13 protein-coding genes are annotated in these 15,506 nt (G+C 72.5%); 6 read left to right on the top strand and 7 right to left on the bottom strand.

Annotated features, from left to right (window positions below):
* The first annotated feature begins 114 nt into the window (after positions 1-114).
* Together dxs and ABT048_RS13075 are read left to right on the top strand one after the other, a co-directional pair.
* A complete protein-coding gene (gene dxs / locus ABT048_RS13080; RefSeq protein ID WP_350521428.1) occupies positions 115-2,022 on the top strand; it encodes a 1-deoxy-D-xylulose-5-phosphate synthase in 1,908 nt (635 codons plus the stop codon).
* Between the two features lie 148 nt (positions 2,023-2,170).
* On the top strand, positions 2,171-3,697 hold the full coding sequence (locus tag ABT048_RS13075) for an ArnT family glycosyltransferase (protein ID WP_350521427.1): 1,527 nt from the start codon (positions 2,171-2,173) through the stop codon (positions 3,695-3,697).
* Between the two features lie 123 nt (positions 3,698-3,820).
* Here the strand turns inward: ABT048_RS13075 and ABT048_RS13070 are convergent, their stop codons facing one another.
* The 5 genes from ABT048_RS13070 to ABT048_RS13050 all read right to left on the bottom strand — a co-directional run bounded on the left by ABT048_RS13070 (position 3,821) and on the right by ABT048_RS13050 (position 10,562).
* Complete coding sequence (locus ABT048_RS13070) at positions 3,821-5,968, bottom strand: 3-hydroxyacyl-CoA dehydrogenase NAD-binding domain-containing protein (protein WP_350521426.1); 2,148 nt, start codon at positions 5,966-5,968, stop codon at positions 3,821-3,823.
* Between the two features lie 2 nt (positions 5,969-5,970).
* Positions 5,971-7,188, bottom strand: a complete 1,218-nt coding sequence (locus ABT048_RS13065) for a thiolase family protein (protein WP_350521425.1) — start codon at positions 7,186-7,188, stop codon at positions 5,971-5,973.
* Positions 7,189-7,420: 232 nt separating this feature from the next.
* Positions 7,421-8,665, bottom strand: coding sequence for an HRDC domain-containing protein (locus ABT048_RS13060; RefSeq protein ID WP_350521424.1), 1,245 nt, complete (start codon positions 8,663-8,665; stop codon positions 7,421-7,423).
* 197 nt (positions 8,666-8,862) lie between these two features.
* The gene (locus tag ABT048_RS13055; protein ID WP_030288221.1) at positions 8,863-9,579 is read right to left on the bottom strand and encodes a response regulator transcription factor; all 717 of its coding nucleotides are present in this window, start codon (positions 9,577-9,579) and stop codon (positions 8,863-8,865) included.
* A gap of 320 nt (positions 9,580-9,899) precedes the next feature.
* Complete coding sequence (locus ABT048_RS13050) at positions 9,900-10,562, bottom strand: DUF3000 domain-containing protein (RefSeq protein WP_350521423.1); 663 nt, start codon at positions 10,560-10,562, stop codon at positions 9,900-9,902.
* A 146-nt stretch (positions 10,563-10,708) separates the two neighbouring features.
* Here ABT048_RS13050 and hemE point away from each other — a divergent pair, with 146 nt between their 5' ends.
* Positions 10,709-11,812 carry a uroporphyrinogen decarboxylase gene (gene hemE / locus ABT048_RS13045; protein ID WP_402803987.1) on the top strand — a complete coding sequence of 368 codons (1,104 nt, stop codon included), beginning with the start codon at positions 10,709-10,711 and terminating at the stop codon, positions 11,810-11,812.
* A 35-nt stretch (positions 11,813-11,847) separates the two neighbouring features.
* On the opposite strand, the gene ABT048_RS13040 is transcribed toward hemE, so the two are convergent.
* Positions 11,848-12,288: a 2-thiouracil desulfurase family protein gene (locus ABT048_RS13040; protein WP_350521422.1), complete on the bottom strand. Its 441-nt coding sequence runs from the start codon at positions 12,286-12,288 to the stop codon at positions 11,848-11,850.
* 24 nt (positions 12,289-12,312) lie between these two features.
* A complete protein-coding gene (locus ABT048_RS13035) occupies positions 12,313-12,636 on the bottom strand; it encodes a hypothetical protein (RefSeq protein WP_350521421.1) in 324 nt (107 codons plus the stop codon).
* 66 nt (positions 12,637-12,702) lie between these two features.
* Between ABT048_RS13035 and ABT048_RS13030 the strand changes: the two genes are divergently transcribed.
* The 3 genes from ABT048_RS13030 to hemQ are packed head-to-tail and all read left to right on the top strand — an operon-like array spanning position 12,703 to position 15,480.
* On the top strand, positions 12,703-13,293 hold the full coding sequence (locus ABT048_RS13030; RefSeq protein ID WP_350521420.1) for a Uma2 family endonuclease: 591 nt from the start codon (positions 12,703-12,705) through the stop codon (positions 13,291-13,293).
* A 34-nt stretch (positions 13,294-13,327) separates the two neighbouring features.
* Positions 13,328-14,758, top strand: coding sequence for a protoporphyrinogen oxidase (hemG, locus tag ABT048_RS13025; RefSeq protein ID WP_350521419.1), 1,431 nt, complete (start codon positions 13,328-13,330; stop codon positions 14,756-14,758).
* Positions 14,755-15,480, top strand: a complete 726-nt coding sequence (gene hemQ / locus ABT048_RS13020) for a hydrogen peroxide-dependent heme synthase (RefSeq protein WP_350521418.1) — start codon at positions 14,755-14,757, stop codon at positions 15,478-15,480. Before hemG ends, hemQ begins: the two co-directional genes overlap by 4 nt.
* Positions 15,481-15,506 lie beyond the last annotated feature (26 nt).

The following is a 15,506-nucleotide window of genomic DNA, read 5'->3' as shown; positions in this document are numbered from 1 at the left end:
GGACATTAGACTCGACCGGTCGGTACCGGCCGCGACCGTCGGCCTGCCGCCGGACCGGGCAGCGACGCCCGTCGGACCGCCAGCGGTCCGCGAACACTGAACGAGGAGGAACGGGTGGCCCTGCTGACCCGCATTCGGGGACCGCGCGATCTCGACCGGCTCACGCCCGGACAGCTGGCCGCACTGGCCCAGGAGATCCGGACCTTCCTGGTGACCGAGGTCTCCAAGACGGGCGGCCACCTCGGCCCCAACCTCGGCGTGGTGGAACTCACCATGGCGCTGCACCGGGTCTTCGACTCGCCGCGCGACCGCATCCTCTTCGACACCGGTCACCAGAGCTACGTCCACAAGCTGCTCACCGGCCGCCAGGACTTCTCGCGGCTGCGGATGAAGGGCGGCCTGTCCGGCTACCCGTCCCGCACCGAGTCCGAGCACGACGTGATCGAGAACTCGCACGCCTCCACCGTGCTCTCGTACGCCGACGGCCTGGCCAAGGCCAACCAGCTGCTGGGCAAGAACGACCCGGTGGTCGCCGTGATCGGCGACGGCGCGCTCACCGGCGGCATGGCCTGGGAGGCGCTCAACAACATCGCCGACGCCAAGGACCGCCCGGTCGTCATCGTCGTCAACGACAACGAGCGCTCCTACTCGCCGACCATCGGCGGTCTGGCCAACCACCTCGCCACCCTGCGCACCACCCAGGGCTACGAGCGCTTCCTGTCCTGGGGCAAGGACGCGCTGCAGCGCACCCCGGTGGTCGGCCAGCAGCTGTTCGAGACGCTGCACGGCGCCAAGAAGGGCCTCAAGGACTTCATCGCCCCGCAGGGCATGTTCGAGGACCTCGGCCTCAAGTACATCGGCCCGATCGACGGCCACGACCTGACCGCCCTGGAGTCCGCGCTGACCAAGGCGCGCGGCTTCGGCGGCCCGGTGATCGTGCACTGCCTCACCGAGAAGGGCCGCGGCTACCACGCCGCCGAGAACAACGACGAGGACCGCTTCCACGCGGTCGGCAAGATCCACCCGGAGACCGGCCTGCCGATCCAGAGCGGCGGCGGGCAGAGCTGGACCTCGGTCTTCGCCGAGGAGATGGTCGCGCTCGGCCACGAGCGCGAGGACATCGTCGGGATCACCGCGGCCATGCTGCACCCGGTCGGCCTGGCCCCGTTCGCCGAGGCCTTCCCGGACCGCATCTTCGACGTCGGCATCGCCGAGCAGCACGCCGTCACCAGCGCGGCCGGCCTGGCCACCAACGGGCTGCACCCGGTCTTCGCGGTCTACGCGACCTTCCTCAACCGGGCCTTCGACCAGGTCCTGATGGACGTCGCCCTGCACAAGCTGGGCGTCACCTTCGTGCTGGACCGGGCCGGTGTCACCGGTGACGACGGCGCCTCGCACAACGGCATGTGGGACATGTCGATGCTGCAGATCATCCCGACCCTGCGGCTGGCCGCCCCGCGCGACGCCGACCAGGTGCGGGCGCTGCTGCGCGAGGCCGTCGAGGTCAAGGACGCCCCGACCGTGGTCCGCTACTCCAAGGGCACGGTCGGCCCGGCCGTCGCCGCGGTCGGCAAGGTCGGCGGCATGGACGTGCTGCGCGCCGCCGAGGAGTCCTCCGGCGCCCACCGCGCCGACGTGCTGATCGTCTCGGTCGGCGCGATGGCCCCGACCAGCCTGGAGGTCGCCGACCTGCTGGCCGCCCAGGGCATCACCGCCACGGTGGTGGACCCTCGCTGGGTCAAGCCGGTGGACCGGGCCCTGCCCGGCCTGGCCGCCGAGCACCGGGTCGTCGTCACGATCGAGGACAACGGCCGGACGGGCGGCGTCGGCGCCGCCGTGGCGCAGGCGCTGCGGGACGCGGACGTGGACCTGCCGGTCCGCGACTTCGGCATCCCGCAGGAGTTCCTGGACCACGCGAGCCGGGCCGAGATCCTGGCCGAGATCGGCCTGAACGCCCCGGACATCGCCCGGAAGGTGACGGCCCTGGTCGCCCGCCTGGACACGGCGACGGTCGACGCCTGAGCGACGCGGGCCGACGGGGGCGTCACCCGTTCCGCTGACGACCGTTCGTCGTAACTCTGTAACAGTTCGTCACGGAACAAGCTGACAATCCTACGGAATGGCGGGACCGGCGCCACCGGCGCCGATCCCGCCCGGTAGGTTGTCAACCGTGCCGACCCCCACCCGCCTCCGCCCCGCCGGACTGGCCGAGCGCCTGCCCGAGCGTGTCCGTACCCATCTCCGGAACGGGTACTGGACCAGGCTGGTGCCGGTCCTCGCACTGGTTGCGCTGCTCACCCACATCCCGTCCTTCGCCCGGCCCGTCTGGAGCCCGGACGAGGGCTTCCTGGCCACTCAGGCCCGGATGCTGGCGGACGGCGGGGTGCTGTACGACACCGTGGTGGACCGCAAGCCCCCGCTGCTGCCCTGGCTCTACCAGGCCTGCTTCGCGGTCTTCGGCTCCGCCTCGCTCTGGCCGCTGCGCACCCTGGCCGTGGTCGCCCACCTGGTGACCGCGATCCTGCTGGCCTCGATCGCCCGCGGCCGCTGGGGCAACCGGGCCGGCGCCGGCGCGGGCCTGCTCTACCTGCTGGTCTCCATCGGGCTCTCCCCGGAGGACACGCAGGCGGCGACCTTCGAGGTCTTCATGCTGCCCGCCATGGTGGCCGCCTTCCGGTACGCCGAGCGGCGCCGCTGGCTGGCCGCGGGCATCGCGGTGGCGCTCTGCTCGCTGACCAAGCAGACCGGCGGCGCGGTGCTGCTGCCGGTGCTCTGGATGCTCTTCCAGGACGCCCGCCGCCGCGGGGTGCGCTGGCCGCCCGCCCTGTTCAAGATCGGCTTCGGCTTCACCCTGCCGATAGCGCTGGTCGCGGTGATCCTCACCAAGCCCAAGGGCTTCCTGTTCTGGGTGGTCACCGGCAGCGGCGACTACGCCTCCTTCGGCGGTGCCTGGCTGCAGATGCTCGGCCGCGCGCTCGGCAACTCCGCCATCCTGGCCGGGGCCGGCCTGGGCTTCCTGCTGCCGGTCGGGCGCCGGCTCTGGCTCAGGTACCGACACCGCCCGCTGCCGGTGGCCGGCGAGGAGCACGGCTCGACCGCCGACCTGTGGGTCTGGCTGCTCTCCTCGGTCGTCGCGGTCAGCGTCGGTTTCCACTTCTTCGGCCACTACTACCTGCAGCTGATCCCGCCGCTGGTGCTGCTGGGCACCGGGGCGGTCGCCACGTCGGCGATCCGCTGGAAGCCCGTCCTGGCGTACACCACGGCCGCCGCCACGGTGTTCTGGGGCCTGGCGCTGGCCTGGCCGGGGGAGCGGCTCGACCGCACCACCGAGGTCGCCACCGCCGTCGCCGCCCAGACCACCCCCAAGGACACCGTGCTGGTCTGGGGCATGCACCCCGAGCTGTACTGGCTGGCCGACCGCAAGCCCGCCTCCCGCTACCTGACGGCGGGCTTCCTCACCAACTACAGCGGCGGCAAGGACGGCAGCGCCAACGTCGGCGAGCAGTTCAGCGTCTCCAACGCCTGGCAGACCTTCGACAAGGAGCTGGCCAACGGCCTGCCCGAGGTCGTGGTGGACGACTCCGGCATCGCCCCGTACCAGCCGGTCATGGTCCCCCGGATCGAGAACCTGCTGGACACCCACTACGAGATGGTCGGCGTCTTCGCCGACACCGTGGTCTACCGCCTCAAGCACTGAGACGTCCGTACCCGCGGTGCCGAAGGGCCCGCACACGCCGCGCCACGCCGAAGGGCCCGCACACACGGAGGAGCCCCGGTGACCACCAGGTCACCGGGGCTCCTCCGTCAGGCGGGCTACGCCCTACGCGGGCACCGAGGCCACGCCGGGGGCCAGGAACGGCTTGCCGTTCACGCGCTCCGAGATGCCCTCACGGTCCAGGTACGGGGTGATCCCGCCCAGGTGGAAGGGCCAGCCGGCGCCGGTGATCATGCAGAGGTCGATGTCCTGCGCCTCGGCGACGACACCCTCCTCCAGCATCAGGCCGATCTCCTGCGCGACGGCCTCCAGGGCGCGGGCGCGGACCTGCTCCTCGGAGAGGACCGAGTCGCCGAAGGTCAGCAGCTCCAGCACCTCGGGGTCGAGGACCTGCTGGCCGTCCGTCCAGGTGTAGAAGCCGCGCTTGCCGGCCTTGACGACCTTGCCGAGGTTCTCGGAGACGGTGAACCGCTCCGGGAAGGCGCCGTGCAGGGTCTCCGAGACGTGCAGGGCGATGGCCGGGCCGACCAGCTCCAGCAGCACGATCGGGGACATCGGCAGGCCGAGCGGCTCGACGGCCTTCTCGACGTCGGCGATCGGGGTGCCCTCGTCGATGATGTTCTGGATCTCGCCCATGAAGCGGGTCAGGATCCGGTTCACCACGAACGCCGGGGCGTCCTTGCACAGCACCGAGGTCTTCTTCAGCTTCTTCGACACGGCGAAGGCGGTGGCCAGCGACGCGTCGTCGGTCTTGTCGCCGCGGACGATCTCCAGCAACGGCAGGATCGCGACGGGGTTGAAGAAGTGGAAGCCGACGACCCGCTCGGGGTGCTTCAGCTTCGAGGCCATCTCGGTGACCGACAGGGAGGAGGTGTTGGTCGCCAGCACGCAGGTCGGCGAGACCACGTTCTCCAGGTCCGCGAAGACGGTCTGCTTGACGCCCATCTCCTCGAACACGGCCTCGATGACGAAGTCCGCGTCGCCGAAGGCGACGGCCTTGTCGAGCGAGCCGGTGACCAGGCCCTTGAGGCGGTTGGACTTGTCCTTGCCGATGCGGCCCTTGGCGAGCAGCTTGTCGATCTCGGCGTGGACGTAGCCGACGCCCTTGTCGACGCGCGCCTGGTCGATGTCGGTGAGGACCACCGGCACCTCCAGACGACGGGCGAACAGCAGCGCCAGCTGCGAGGCCATCAGGCCGGCGCCGACGACGCCGACCTTGGAGACCGGGCGGGCCAGCGACTTGTCCGGGGCGCCGACCGGGCGCTTGGCCCGACGCTGCACCAGGTTGAAGGCGTAGATGCCGCTGCGCAGCTCGCCGCTCATGATGAGGTCGGCCAGGGCCTCGTCCTCGGCGTCGAAGCCGCCCTGCAGGCTGCCCTTGTCGGCGAGGTCGGCGTCCTTGACGGCGGCGATGATGTCCAGCGCCTTGTAGGCGGCCGGCGCGGCGCCGTGCACCTTGCCGTCGGCGACCATGCGGCCCCAGAGGACGGCGTCGTCCCAGGCCTTGCCGCGGTCGATCGCCTCGCGCTCGACGACGACGTCGCCCTTGAGGACCTTGGCGGCCCACAGCAGCGACTGCTCCAGGAAGTCGGCCGGCTCGAAGATCGCGTCGGCGATCCCCAGCTCGAACACGTCCTTGCCCTTGAGCTGCTTGTTCTGGTTCATCGAGTTCTCGACGATGACCTTGACGGCCTTACCCGCACCGATCAGGTTCGGCAGGATGGTGCAGCCGCCCCAGCCGGGGACGAGGCCCAGGAAGACCTCGGGCAGCGAGAAGGCCGGGACGCCGGCCGACACCGTGCGGTAGTCGGCGTGCAGGCCGACCTCGACGCCGCCGCCCATCGCCGCGCCGTTGTAGAAGGCGAAGGTGGGGACGGGCAGCGCGGCGATCCGCTTGAAGACCTCGTGGCCGCCCTTGCCGATGGCCAGCGCGTCCGCGCGCTCCTTGAGCAGCTCGACGCCCTTGAGGTCGGCGCCGACCGCGAAGATGAACGGCTTGCCGGTGATCGCGGCGCCGACGATCTTGCCCTCGGCGGCCTCGGCCTCGACCTGGTCCAGCGCGACGGACAGCTTGAGCAGCGAGCCCGGGCCGAAGGTGGTCGGCTTGGTGTGGTCGAAGCCGTTGTCCAGGGTGATCAGGGCCAGCTTGCCGGCCTGCAGCGGCAGGTCCAGGTGGCGCACGTGGGCGGTCGTGACGACCTCGCCCGGGAACAGCTCGGCGCCGTGCTGGAGCAGCTCAGTCGTGGTGCTCATGGTCACTTACCACCCTCGAAGTGCGGGTTCTCCCAGATGATGGTGCCGCCCATGCCGAAGCCGATGCACATCGTGGTGAGGCCGTAGCGGACGTCCGGGCGCTGCTCGAAGCGGCGGGCCAGCTGGTTCATCAGGCGCACGCCCGAGGAGGCCAGCGGGTGGCCGAAGGCGATCGCGCCGCCGAACGGGTTGACCCGCTCGTCGTCGTCCGCGATGCCGTAGTGGTCCAGGAAGGCCAGCACCTGGACGGCGAAGGCCTCGTTGACCTCGAACGCCTGGATGTCGTCGATGGTCAGACCGGCCTTGGCCAGCGCCTTCTCGGTGGCCGGCACCGGGCCGATGCCCATGACCTCGGGCTCGACGCCCGCGAAGGCGTAGGAGACCAGGCGCATCTTGACCGGGAGGCCGAGCTCCTCGGCGACGTCCTCGGCGGCCAGCAGCGAGGCGGTGGCACCGTCGTTCAGACCGGCCGAGTTGCCCGCGGTGATGTTGCCGTGCGGGCGGAACGGGGTCTTGAGGTTCGCCAGCGACTCCATCGTGGTGCCCGGGCGCAGCGGCTCGTCCACGGTGGCCAGGCCCCAGCCGGTCTCGCCGACCTCGGGGTTGGTGTTGCGGATCGAGATCGGCACCAGGTCGGGCTGGATGTCGCCGTTGGCGTACGCCTTGGCGGCCTTCTCCTGGGAGCGCACGGCGTAGGCGTCGCAGCGCTCCTTGGTGATGTGCGGGAAGCGGTCGTGCAGGTTCTCCGCGGTCATGCCCATGAACAGGGCGGACTCGTCGACCAGCTTCTCGGAGACGAAGCGCGGGTTCGGGTCGACGCCCTCGCCCATCGGGTGGCGGCCCATGTGCTCGACGCCGCCGGCCACGACCACGTCGTACGCGCCGAAGGCGATGCCGCCGGCGGTGGCGGTCACGGCGGTCAGCGCACCGGCGCACATGCGGTCGATCGAGTAGCCGGGGACCGACTTCGGCAGGCCTGCCAGCAGGGCGGCGGTGCGCCCGATGGTCAGACCCTGGTCGCCGATCTGCGTGGTGGCCGCCACGGCGACCTCGTCGATGCGCTCGACGGGCAGGTTCGGGTTACGGCGCACGAGCTCCCGGATGCACTTGACGACGAGGTCGTCGGCGCGGGTCTCGTGGTAGATGCCCTTCGGGCCGGCCTTGCCGAACGGGGTGCGGACGCCATCGACGAAGACGACGTCCCTCGCGGTACGAGGCACGGGGGCTCTCCTCCCAGGGACCAACATTTGAGGTGGGCAGGCTGCCGCCGGCGAAGACCCGAGCGGCGCCGCATCACGGTCATGCTACCGGTCGGTAACCACCCTGCCCAGGCCTCTCGGACGGATCTGCCCGTGTGTCCCGCGACACGTCCGACCAGGAGAGCTGTTCCCGGGCACGACGAAGGGGATGCCGTCCGTACGGACGACATCCCCTTTCGAGGTCCTGTCGGGGTCAGCCCTGGACCGCGGTAGCGGCGGCGAACGCGGCGGCCACCGCGGGCGCGACCAGGTCCACCTGCCACTGCCGGGCGCCCAGTCGGCGCAGCGCGGCGGCCACGCCCTCCGGGCCGCGGTCGGCCGGGGGCTCCCAGGAGACGCGTCGGACCAGGTCCGGGGTGATCAGGTTCTCGGCCGGCAGGTGGTGCCGTTCGGCGAGCTCGCTGACCGCGCTGCGCGCGCCGGAGAGCCGGGCGGCGGCCACCGGGTCCTTCTCGGCCCAGGCCCGCGGCGGCGGGGGGCCGTCGTGCGGTGCGGCGGCCGGCGGCAGCTGGCCCTCCGGGATCTCCCGGCCGCGCTGCACGGCCGCCAGCCACTGCTCCAGCTGGCGCCGGTGCACCCGCGGCCCGAAGCCCTGGACGGCCTGCAGTGCGGGGACGTTCAGCGGCATGGCCAGCGCGGCGTTGACGATCGCGGCGTCCGAGAGCACCCGGCCGGGGGAGACGTCGCGCTCCTGCGCCATCCGGTCGCGGGCCAGCCACAGCTCGCGCACCACGGCCAGCTGGCGGCGCCGACGGACCTTGTGCAGCTGCGAGGTGCGCCGCCACGGGTCGGTGCGCGGCGCCGGGCGGGGCGCGGCGGCGATCGCGGCGAACTCCTCCAGGGCCCAGTCGAGCTTGCCCTGGGCGTCCAGCTCCTGTTCGAGTGCGTCGCGCAGCTCGACCAGCACCTCGACGTCCAGAGCGGCGTAGCGCAGCCACGGCTCGGGCAGCGGGCGGGTCGACCAGTCGACCGCCGAGTGCTCCTTGGCCAGGCTCAGGCCCAGCACGTTCTCGGTCATCGGCCCGAGGCCGACCCGGGCGAAGCCGGCGATCCGCCCGGCCAGCTCGGTGTCGAACAGCCGCCGGGGTCTCATGCCGACCTCGGCCAGACAGGGCAGGTCCTGGGTGGCCGCGTGCACCACCCATTCGGCGTCCGCGAGGGCGGCGTCGAGCGCGCTGAGGTCGGGGCAGGCGATCGGGTCGATCAGGGCGGAGCCGGAGCCCGCGCGGCGCAGCTGGATGAGGTAGGCGCGCTGCCCGTAGCGGTAGCCGGAGGCGCGCTCGGCGTCGACGGCGACCGGCCCGGTGCCCGCGGCGAAGGCCGCGACCGTGGCGGCCAGCGCCTGCTCGTCCGCCACGACGGGCGGGATCCCCTCCTTCGGCTCCAGGAGCGGGACCGGGGCTGCTTCTTCTGGGATGGCTGCTACGGCGTCGGTCACCCACCAAGGGTACGACGGTCCTCGGGACCGGGAGTGTTGTCGGACTGGTCAGACCGTCACTCGCGGGGTCGCCCGGCCGTTCTCGTCCCGGCTTCGGTTCCGGCCGGGCCGTGCTCCGGCCGGGCCGTGGACGTCGGCGCGGCGGCCGAGGAGGAAACGTTCCTCCTCGGCCGCCGCGGCGGTCCGGAGCGCTCGGCTCAGTGAATGATCCCGGTGCGCAGGGCGACGGCGACCATTCCGGCACGGTCGCCGGTGCCCAGCTTGCGGGCGATCCGGGCGAGGTGGCTCTTCACGGTGAGCGCCGACAGGCCCATCGCCACGCCGATCGCCTTGTTCGACTGACCCTCGGCGACCAGCCGCAGCACCTCGACCTCGCGGCCGGACAGCTCGCGGTAGGCGGCCTGCTGCGGGCCCGGCGCACCGGGGGCTCCGGGGGCGCCCGGCGCTCCGGCGGCGCCCGGCATGCCCGGCATCCCCGGGCGGCGCATCCGGCCGGCCAGCCCGGCGGCGCCGAGCGGCAGACCCGGTCGGCCCGGCATCGCGACGTTCGTCCGGGTGCCGGTGACCACATAGCCCTTGACGCCGCCGGCCAGTGCGCTGCGGACCGCGCCGATGTCGTCGGCGGCGGACAGTGCCAGGCCGTTGGGCCAGCCCGCGGCGCGGGTCTCGGCGAGGATGGTCAGTCCGGAGCCGTCCGGGAGGTGGACGTCGGCGACGCAGATGTCGCGCGGGGTGGAGACCCGGGGGCGGGCCTCGGCGATCGAGGACACCTCGATCACGTCGCGGACGCCGAGCGCCCACAGGTGACGGGTGACGGTGTTTCGGACGCGGGGATCGGCGATGACCACCATGGCGGTGGGCTTGGTCGGGCGGTAGGCGACCACGTTTGCGGGGTGCTCAAGAAGGACCGACACCAGGCCTCCTGCGGGGAGTGGCGGACGGAACCCCGATGGGGGCGGTCGGAGTGTTCCGCGTTCGGAAAGGGTCACAGTCTGCTTCGGCAGCTACCGTGCCCGGCTTTAGCGAAAGATCACGATCTAGTGAGTAACAATACGGACAAATCGCGCAAATGATTGATGCGACATGCCTCGTATTCGCACAAAATCGATCAGATTCGATGCAAACCAGTCGGTATCGACCGCGTTATTGACGCAGAGCGGGTCCGAGTTCACACTCCGTCAGCCCTGGGGGTGGCGTCCGGCCGTCCGGTGCCGCCGGGCCCCGACACCACCCGTCAGTGCGACCTGGGACGTCGCCGGGCGGGCATCGGGACCACTCCACCGAGTGACGGCACCTCCGGCGGCCCCTGCGGCGTCGGCGCGGCCGGCGGCAGGCCGGCGCTGATGCAGAGCAGGTCCGCCCAGGCCGCCAGGTGCCGCTCGAAACGGCCGTCGGCCGGCGTCCAGGAGGCCCGGATCTCGATCTCGGTCGACGACGGGCGGTCCGCCAGACCGCCGAAGTACTGGGACGCGCACCTGGTCACCGTGCCGGACGGCTCCGCGTACCCGGCGCCGTGCGCCTGCAGCGCGTCGAGCAGCCAGGCCCAGCCGACCTCGCACAGCATCGGGTCGCCGGCCATCTCCGGCTCCAGCTCGGCCCGGGTCATCGTGACCACCCGGAACTCCCCGTTCCAGGACTCCTGCCCGGCCGGGTCGTACAGCAGCACCAGCCGGCCGTCCGCCAGTTCCTCGCCGTCCACCTCGACCGCGGCGGTCACCGCGAAGGAGTGCGGGGCGAGCCGGCGCGGCGCCGGCGCGGGGGAGAGCTGCACCTCGGGCCGCAGCCGGGCCCCGTCCAGGGCCGCCACGGCAGCCCGGAACTCGCTCGGCGCCCCCTCGCGACCCGTTCCGCCACCTGCTCCGCCACCCTGCGCGGGGTGCCCTCCGACCGCTGCCATGACCCGAAGACTAGGTCGAAAGCACGGGTTATCGCCGCAACTTCTCTCCCAGCGGCGTGCCGGAACGGCAAACCCCGGCAGATCTTGGAGGAACCGACGAGACCGGCCGGGAAGAGGCCCCCGGGACGCGTGCGAAGATTTGACGCGTGAGCGAGACTACGGCAGACACGACGGCGGCCAGCAACGACGGCCGGACCACCCCCGCGCGCCGCGGCGCCGCGTACGACTCCGCGTTCCTGCGCGCCTGCCGGAACGAGCCGGTGCCACACACGCCCGTCTGGTTCATGCGCCAGGCCGGCCGCTCGCTGCCCGAGTACCTGAAGGTCCGCGAGGGCATCCCCATGCTGGAGTCCTGCATGCGGCCCGAGCTGGTCAAGGAGATCACCCTGCAGCCGGTGCGCCGGCACAAGGTGGACGCGGCGATCTTCTTCAGCGACATCGTGGTGCCGCTCAAGGCGGTCGGCATCGACGTCGACATCAAGGCCGGCGTCGGCCCGGTCATCGCCGACCCGATCCGCACCTTCGAGGACCTGCAGCGGCTGCGCCCCCTGGAGCCGGACGACGTCCCCTACATCACCGAGGCCATCGGCCTGCTGGTGGACGAGCTCGGCGAGACCCCGCTGATCGGCTTCGCCGGCGCGCCGTACACGCTGGCCAGCTACCTGGTCGAGGGCGGGCCGTCCAAGAACCACGAGAACACCAAGGCCATGATGTACGGGCAGCCCGAGCTGTGGGCCGCCCTGGTGGACCGGCTCGCCGACATCACCTCGGCCTTCCTGAAGGTGCAGATCGAGGCGGGCGCCTCGGCGATCCAGCTGTTCGACTCCTGGGTCGGCTCGCTCGCGCCGGACGACTACCGCCGTTCGGTGCTGCCGGCCAGCACCAAGGTCTTCGACGCCGTCGCCGAGTACGGCGTGCCGAAGATCCACTTCGGCGTCGGCACCGGCGAGCTGCTCGGCCTGATGGGCCAGGCCGGTGCGGACATCGTCGGCGTCGACTGGCGGGTGCCGCTGAACGTCGCCGCCGAGCGGGTCGGCCCCGGCAAGGGCCTGCAGGGCAACCTCGACCCGGCGGTGCTCTTCGCGCCCACCAAGGTCGTCGAGACCAAGGCCCGCGAGGTGCTGCACGCCGCCCAGGCGCTCGGCACCAGCGGCCACATCTTCAACCTCGGCCACGGCGTGCTGCCGTCCATGGACCCGGACGCGCTCAGCCGCCTCGTCGCCTTCGTCCACGAGGCCAGCGCGCGCTGACCCACCCGCGGTGGCGGGCCCCGTCCCGGGGCCCGCTACCCGGCGGCGACCTCGATCCCCGCGCGCCGCAGCAGCGCGGCCGTCACCCCGTCGCCGGGGCGCAGCTCCCCGGAGAACGTCCCGTCGTACACCTGCCCGCAGCCGCAGGACGGGCTGCGCGCCATCAGCACCGCCCGCCGCGCCCCCGCCGACTCGGCGGCGGCGAGCGCCGCCCGGGCGCCGGCCAGGAACTCCCCGGTGCAGTCCGCCCCGGTGGCGTCCACCACCCGCGCCCGCCCGTCCAGCACGTCCGCGCCGTCCCCGCCCACGATCTCCGCCGGCGGCCGCGGCGTCGGCAACCCGCCCGCCCCCTCCGGGCACACCACCACGGCCCGCCCCTCCTCGACCAGCCGCACGGCGTCCGCCGAGGTCTTCGCCCGCCCGTCGTACCGGCAGGGGATCCCGGCCAGGCACGCACTCACCACGATCGGTTCCATGCGGTCGAGCCTACGGAACTGCGGTCAGTCCTCGACGAGCCGGTCCCGGCGGACCCTGAACTCCCGCTGCCCGCACACGGTTTCGAGGCCGTGCGGCCGGTGGATGGACACCGTGGCCACCCCGTCCGGGCCGGTTTCCAGCACCGTGCAGTCGATCTCGACCGGCACCGGGTACGGCGAGTCGACGTCGAGCCAGGCGTCCGGCCCGAGCGCCTGCTCCGTCCCGAACATCGCGGTCTTGTCGATCACGGACCACCGCCGCCCGTCCGCGTCCGTGAAGCAGACCTCCACCCACCCCGGGCACCCGTCCTCCACCCACCGGACCGCCTCGCCCCTCAGATACGTCATGGCATTCCGATAGCACACCGCCCGTGCAGCCGGATACCGGGACGCCGATCTCGCTATCTTGGGGGCATGAGTGAGCTGCCGGACTGGATGTACGCGCCCAGAGCCGAGGGTTGGTTCGCCGATGACCTCGACCACCTGCCGCAGGCGCCGCGGCACACCGAACTGATCGATGGAGCACTGGTCTTCATGATGTCTCCCCAGCGCTGGTGGCACGGTGATGTCGTCACGGACCTCGTGTACACACTGCGGCGGCAGCTGCCGGAGGGCCACAGGGTCGGACGGGAGATGACGATCAAGCTCGACAAGCGGAACCGGCCCGAGCCCGACGTCCTCGTCGTCAAGGCTGCGTTCGACCCGGACCGGACGCAGTTCGCTCCCGAGGAGGTGGCGCTCGTCGTCGAGGTCGTCTCGCCGGAATCCGCGCACCGGGACCGCACCGTCAAGGTCCGCAAGTACGCCGAGGCGGGCATCCCGCACTACTGGATCGTGGAGGAGGAGGCGGGCCTGCCGGTCGTGCACGTCTACGAGCTGGACGAGGCGACGAGCGCCTACGCCCCGGCCGGGATCTTCCGCGGCAAGATCGAACGCCCGGTGCCGTTCTCGATCGCGATCGATCTGGACGCGCTGGTGCCGAGCGGCGGGCGTGCAGCGGATTGAGGAGTCCGTGTAAAGACCTGCGAGACTGCGGAGCATGTCGGATGCACAGGTCGTCGTCGTCGGTGGTGGGATCGCGGGGCTGGCTGCGGCCGCTTTCCTGAGTGGGGCGGCCGGGGGGCCCGCGCGGGCTCGGGTGACGCTGCTGGAGGCGTCCGGGCGGGTCGGCGGGAAGCTGTGGGGCGGTGAGGTCGGCGGGGTCCGGGTGGACCTCGGGGCCGAGTCGGTGCTGGCCCGGCGGCCGGAGGCGGTGGAGCTGGCGCGGGCGGTCGGACTGGCGGAGCAGCTGGAGCCGCCGACCACCGCGAAGGCCGCGATCTGGACCCGCGGGGCGCTGCGGCCGCTGCCGGGCGGGCAGGTGATGGGGGTGCCGGGCGACCTGGAGGCACTGGCGGCCTCCGGCGTGCTCACCGCCGAGGGGCTGGAGCGGGCCCGGCACGAGCAGCCCACCGACGTGGGGGAGGACGTCGCGATCGGCCGCTACGTCGCCGACCGGCTGGGCCGGGAGGTGGTGGACCGGCTGGTCGAGCCGCTGCTGGGCGGGGTCTACGCCGGGCGTGCGGACGAGATCTCGCTGCGCGCCGCGGTGCCGCAGCTGCTGGGGATCGCCCGGGGCGGCGGTTCGCTGGTCGAGGGGGTGCACGAGCTGGCCTCCCGGCCGCAGGTGGTCGGCACCCCGGTGTTCAACGGTCTGCGCGGCGGCCTCGGCACCCTGCCGGAGGCGGTCGCCGCGGCCTGCGCCGAGGCGGGCGCGGACCTGCGCACGGACGCCCCGGTGGACGAGCTCCGCCGCACCCCCGACGGCTGGCGGGTGCGGACCGGCGGCGAGGTGCTGCACGCGGACGCCGTGGTGCTGGCCGTCCCGGCCCCGGCCGCGGCCCGGCTGCTGCGCACGGACGCCCCGGCGGCCGCCGCCGAACTGGACACCGTCGAGTACGCGGGCATGGCACTGGTGACCCTGGCGTTCCGCCGCTCCGACCTGGCCGAGCCGCCGAGCGGCAGCGGTTTCCTGGTGCCGCCGGTGGACGGCCGGCGGATCAAGGCGTCCACCTTCTCGTCCAACAAGTGGGGCTGGCTGGAGCGTTCCGCGCCGGACGCGTTCCTGCTGCGCACCTCGCTGGGCCGGCACCGCGAGGACGAGGCGCTGGGCCTGCCGGACGAGGAGCTGGTGGCGCGCTCGCTGGCGGACCTGGGGGAGGCGATCGGGCTGACCGCCCGGCCGTACGACACCTTCGTCTCGCGCTTCGAGGCCGGTCTGCCGCAGTACCCGGTGGGCCACCCGGAGAAGGTGGCCCGGGTCCGGGCGGCGGCCGAGCAGGTGGGCGGGCTGGCGCTGTGCGGCGCCGCGTACGACGGGGTGGGCATTCCGGCGTGCATCGGCTCGGCGGCCGCCGCGGTGGCCGCCGTCGACAGACTGTTGACCCCGGAGACCGGGGAACGTTCCACGGAGAGGACAATGGGCGCATGACTGAGAGCGTTGAGCGGGAGCCGGAGCAGCGACCCGAGAAGAAGAAGGCGCGCGACCTGAACCAGGTCATCCGCTACACCATGTGGTCGGTGTTCAAGCTCAAGGACGCCCTGCCCGAGGACCGTGCCGCCCTGGCCGCCGAGGTGGACGAGCTGTTCGAGCAGCTGGCCGCGAAGGACGTGACCGTGCGCGGCACGTACGACGTCTCCGGTCTGCGCGCGGACGCCGACATCATGGTCTGGTGGCACGCCGCCGACTCGGACGACCTGCAGGAGGCGTACAACCGCTTCCGCCGCACCGGCCTGGGCCGCTGGCTGGAGCCGGTCTGGTCGAACATGGCGCTGCACCGCCCGGCCGAGTTCAACAAGTCGCACATCCCGGCCTTCCTCGCCGACGAGCGCGCACGCGACTACGTCTGCGTGTACCCGTTCGTGCGCTCCTACGAGTGGTACCTGCTGCCGGACGAGGAGCGGCGCGCGATGCTCGCCGAGCACGGCAAGATGGCGCGCGGCTACCCGGACGTGCGGGCCAACACGGTGGCCTCGTTCGCGCTCGGCGACTACGAGTGGCTGCTCGCCTTCGAGGCGGACGAGCTGCACCGGATCGTGGACCTGATGCGCGACCTGCGCCCCTCCCGGGCCCGGCTGCACGTCCGCGAGGAGGTGCCGTTCTTCACCGGCCGCCGCAAGCCGGTCAGCGAGCTGCTGGGCGGCCTGGCCTGAGCCACCCGCACTCCGTCCGGAGGCCG

The organism is Kitasatospora sp. NPDC096140, assembly GCF_040303045.1.
In the GTDB taxonomy this organism is placed as follows: Bacteria; Actinomycetota; Actinomycetes; order Streptomycetales; family Streptomycetaceae; genus Kitasatospora.
The sequence above is the reverse complement of the archived record's forward strand: the minus strand, read 5'-3'. Positions and strand labels throughout refer to the sequence as shown.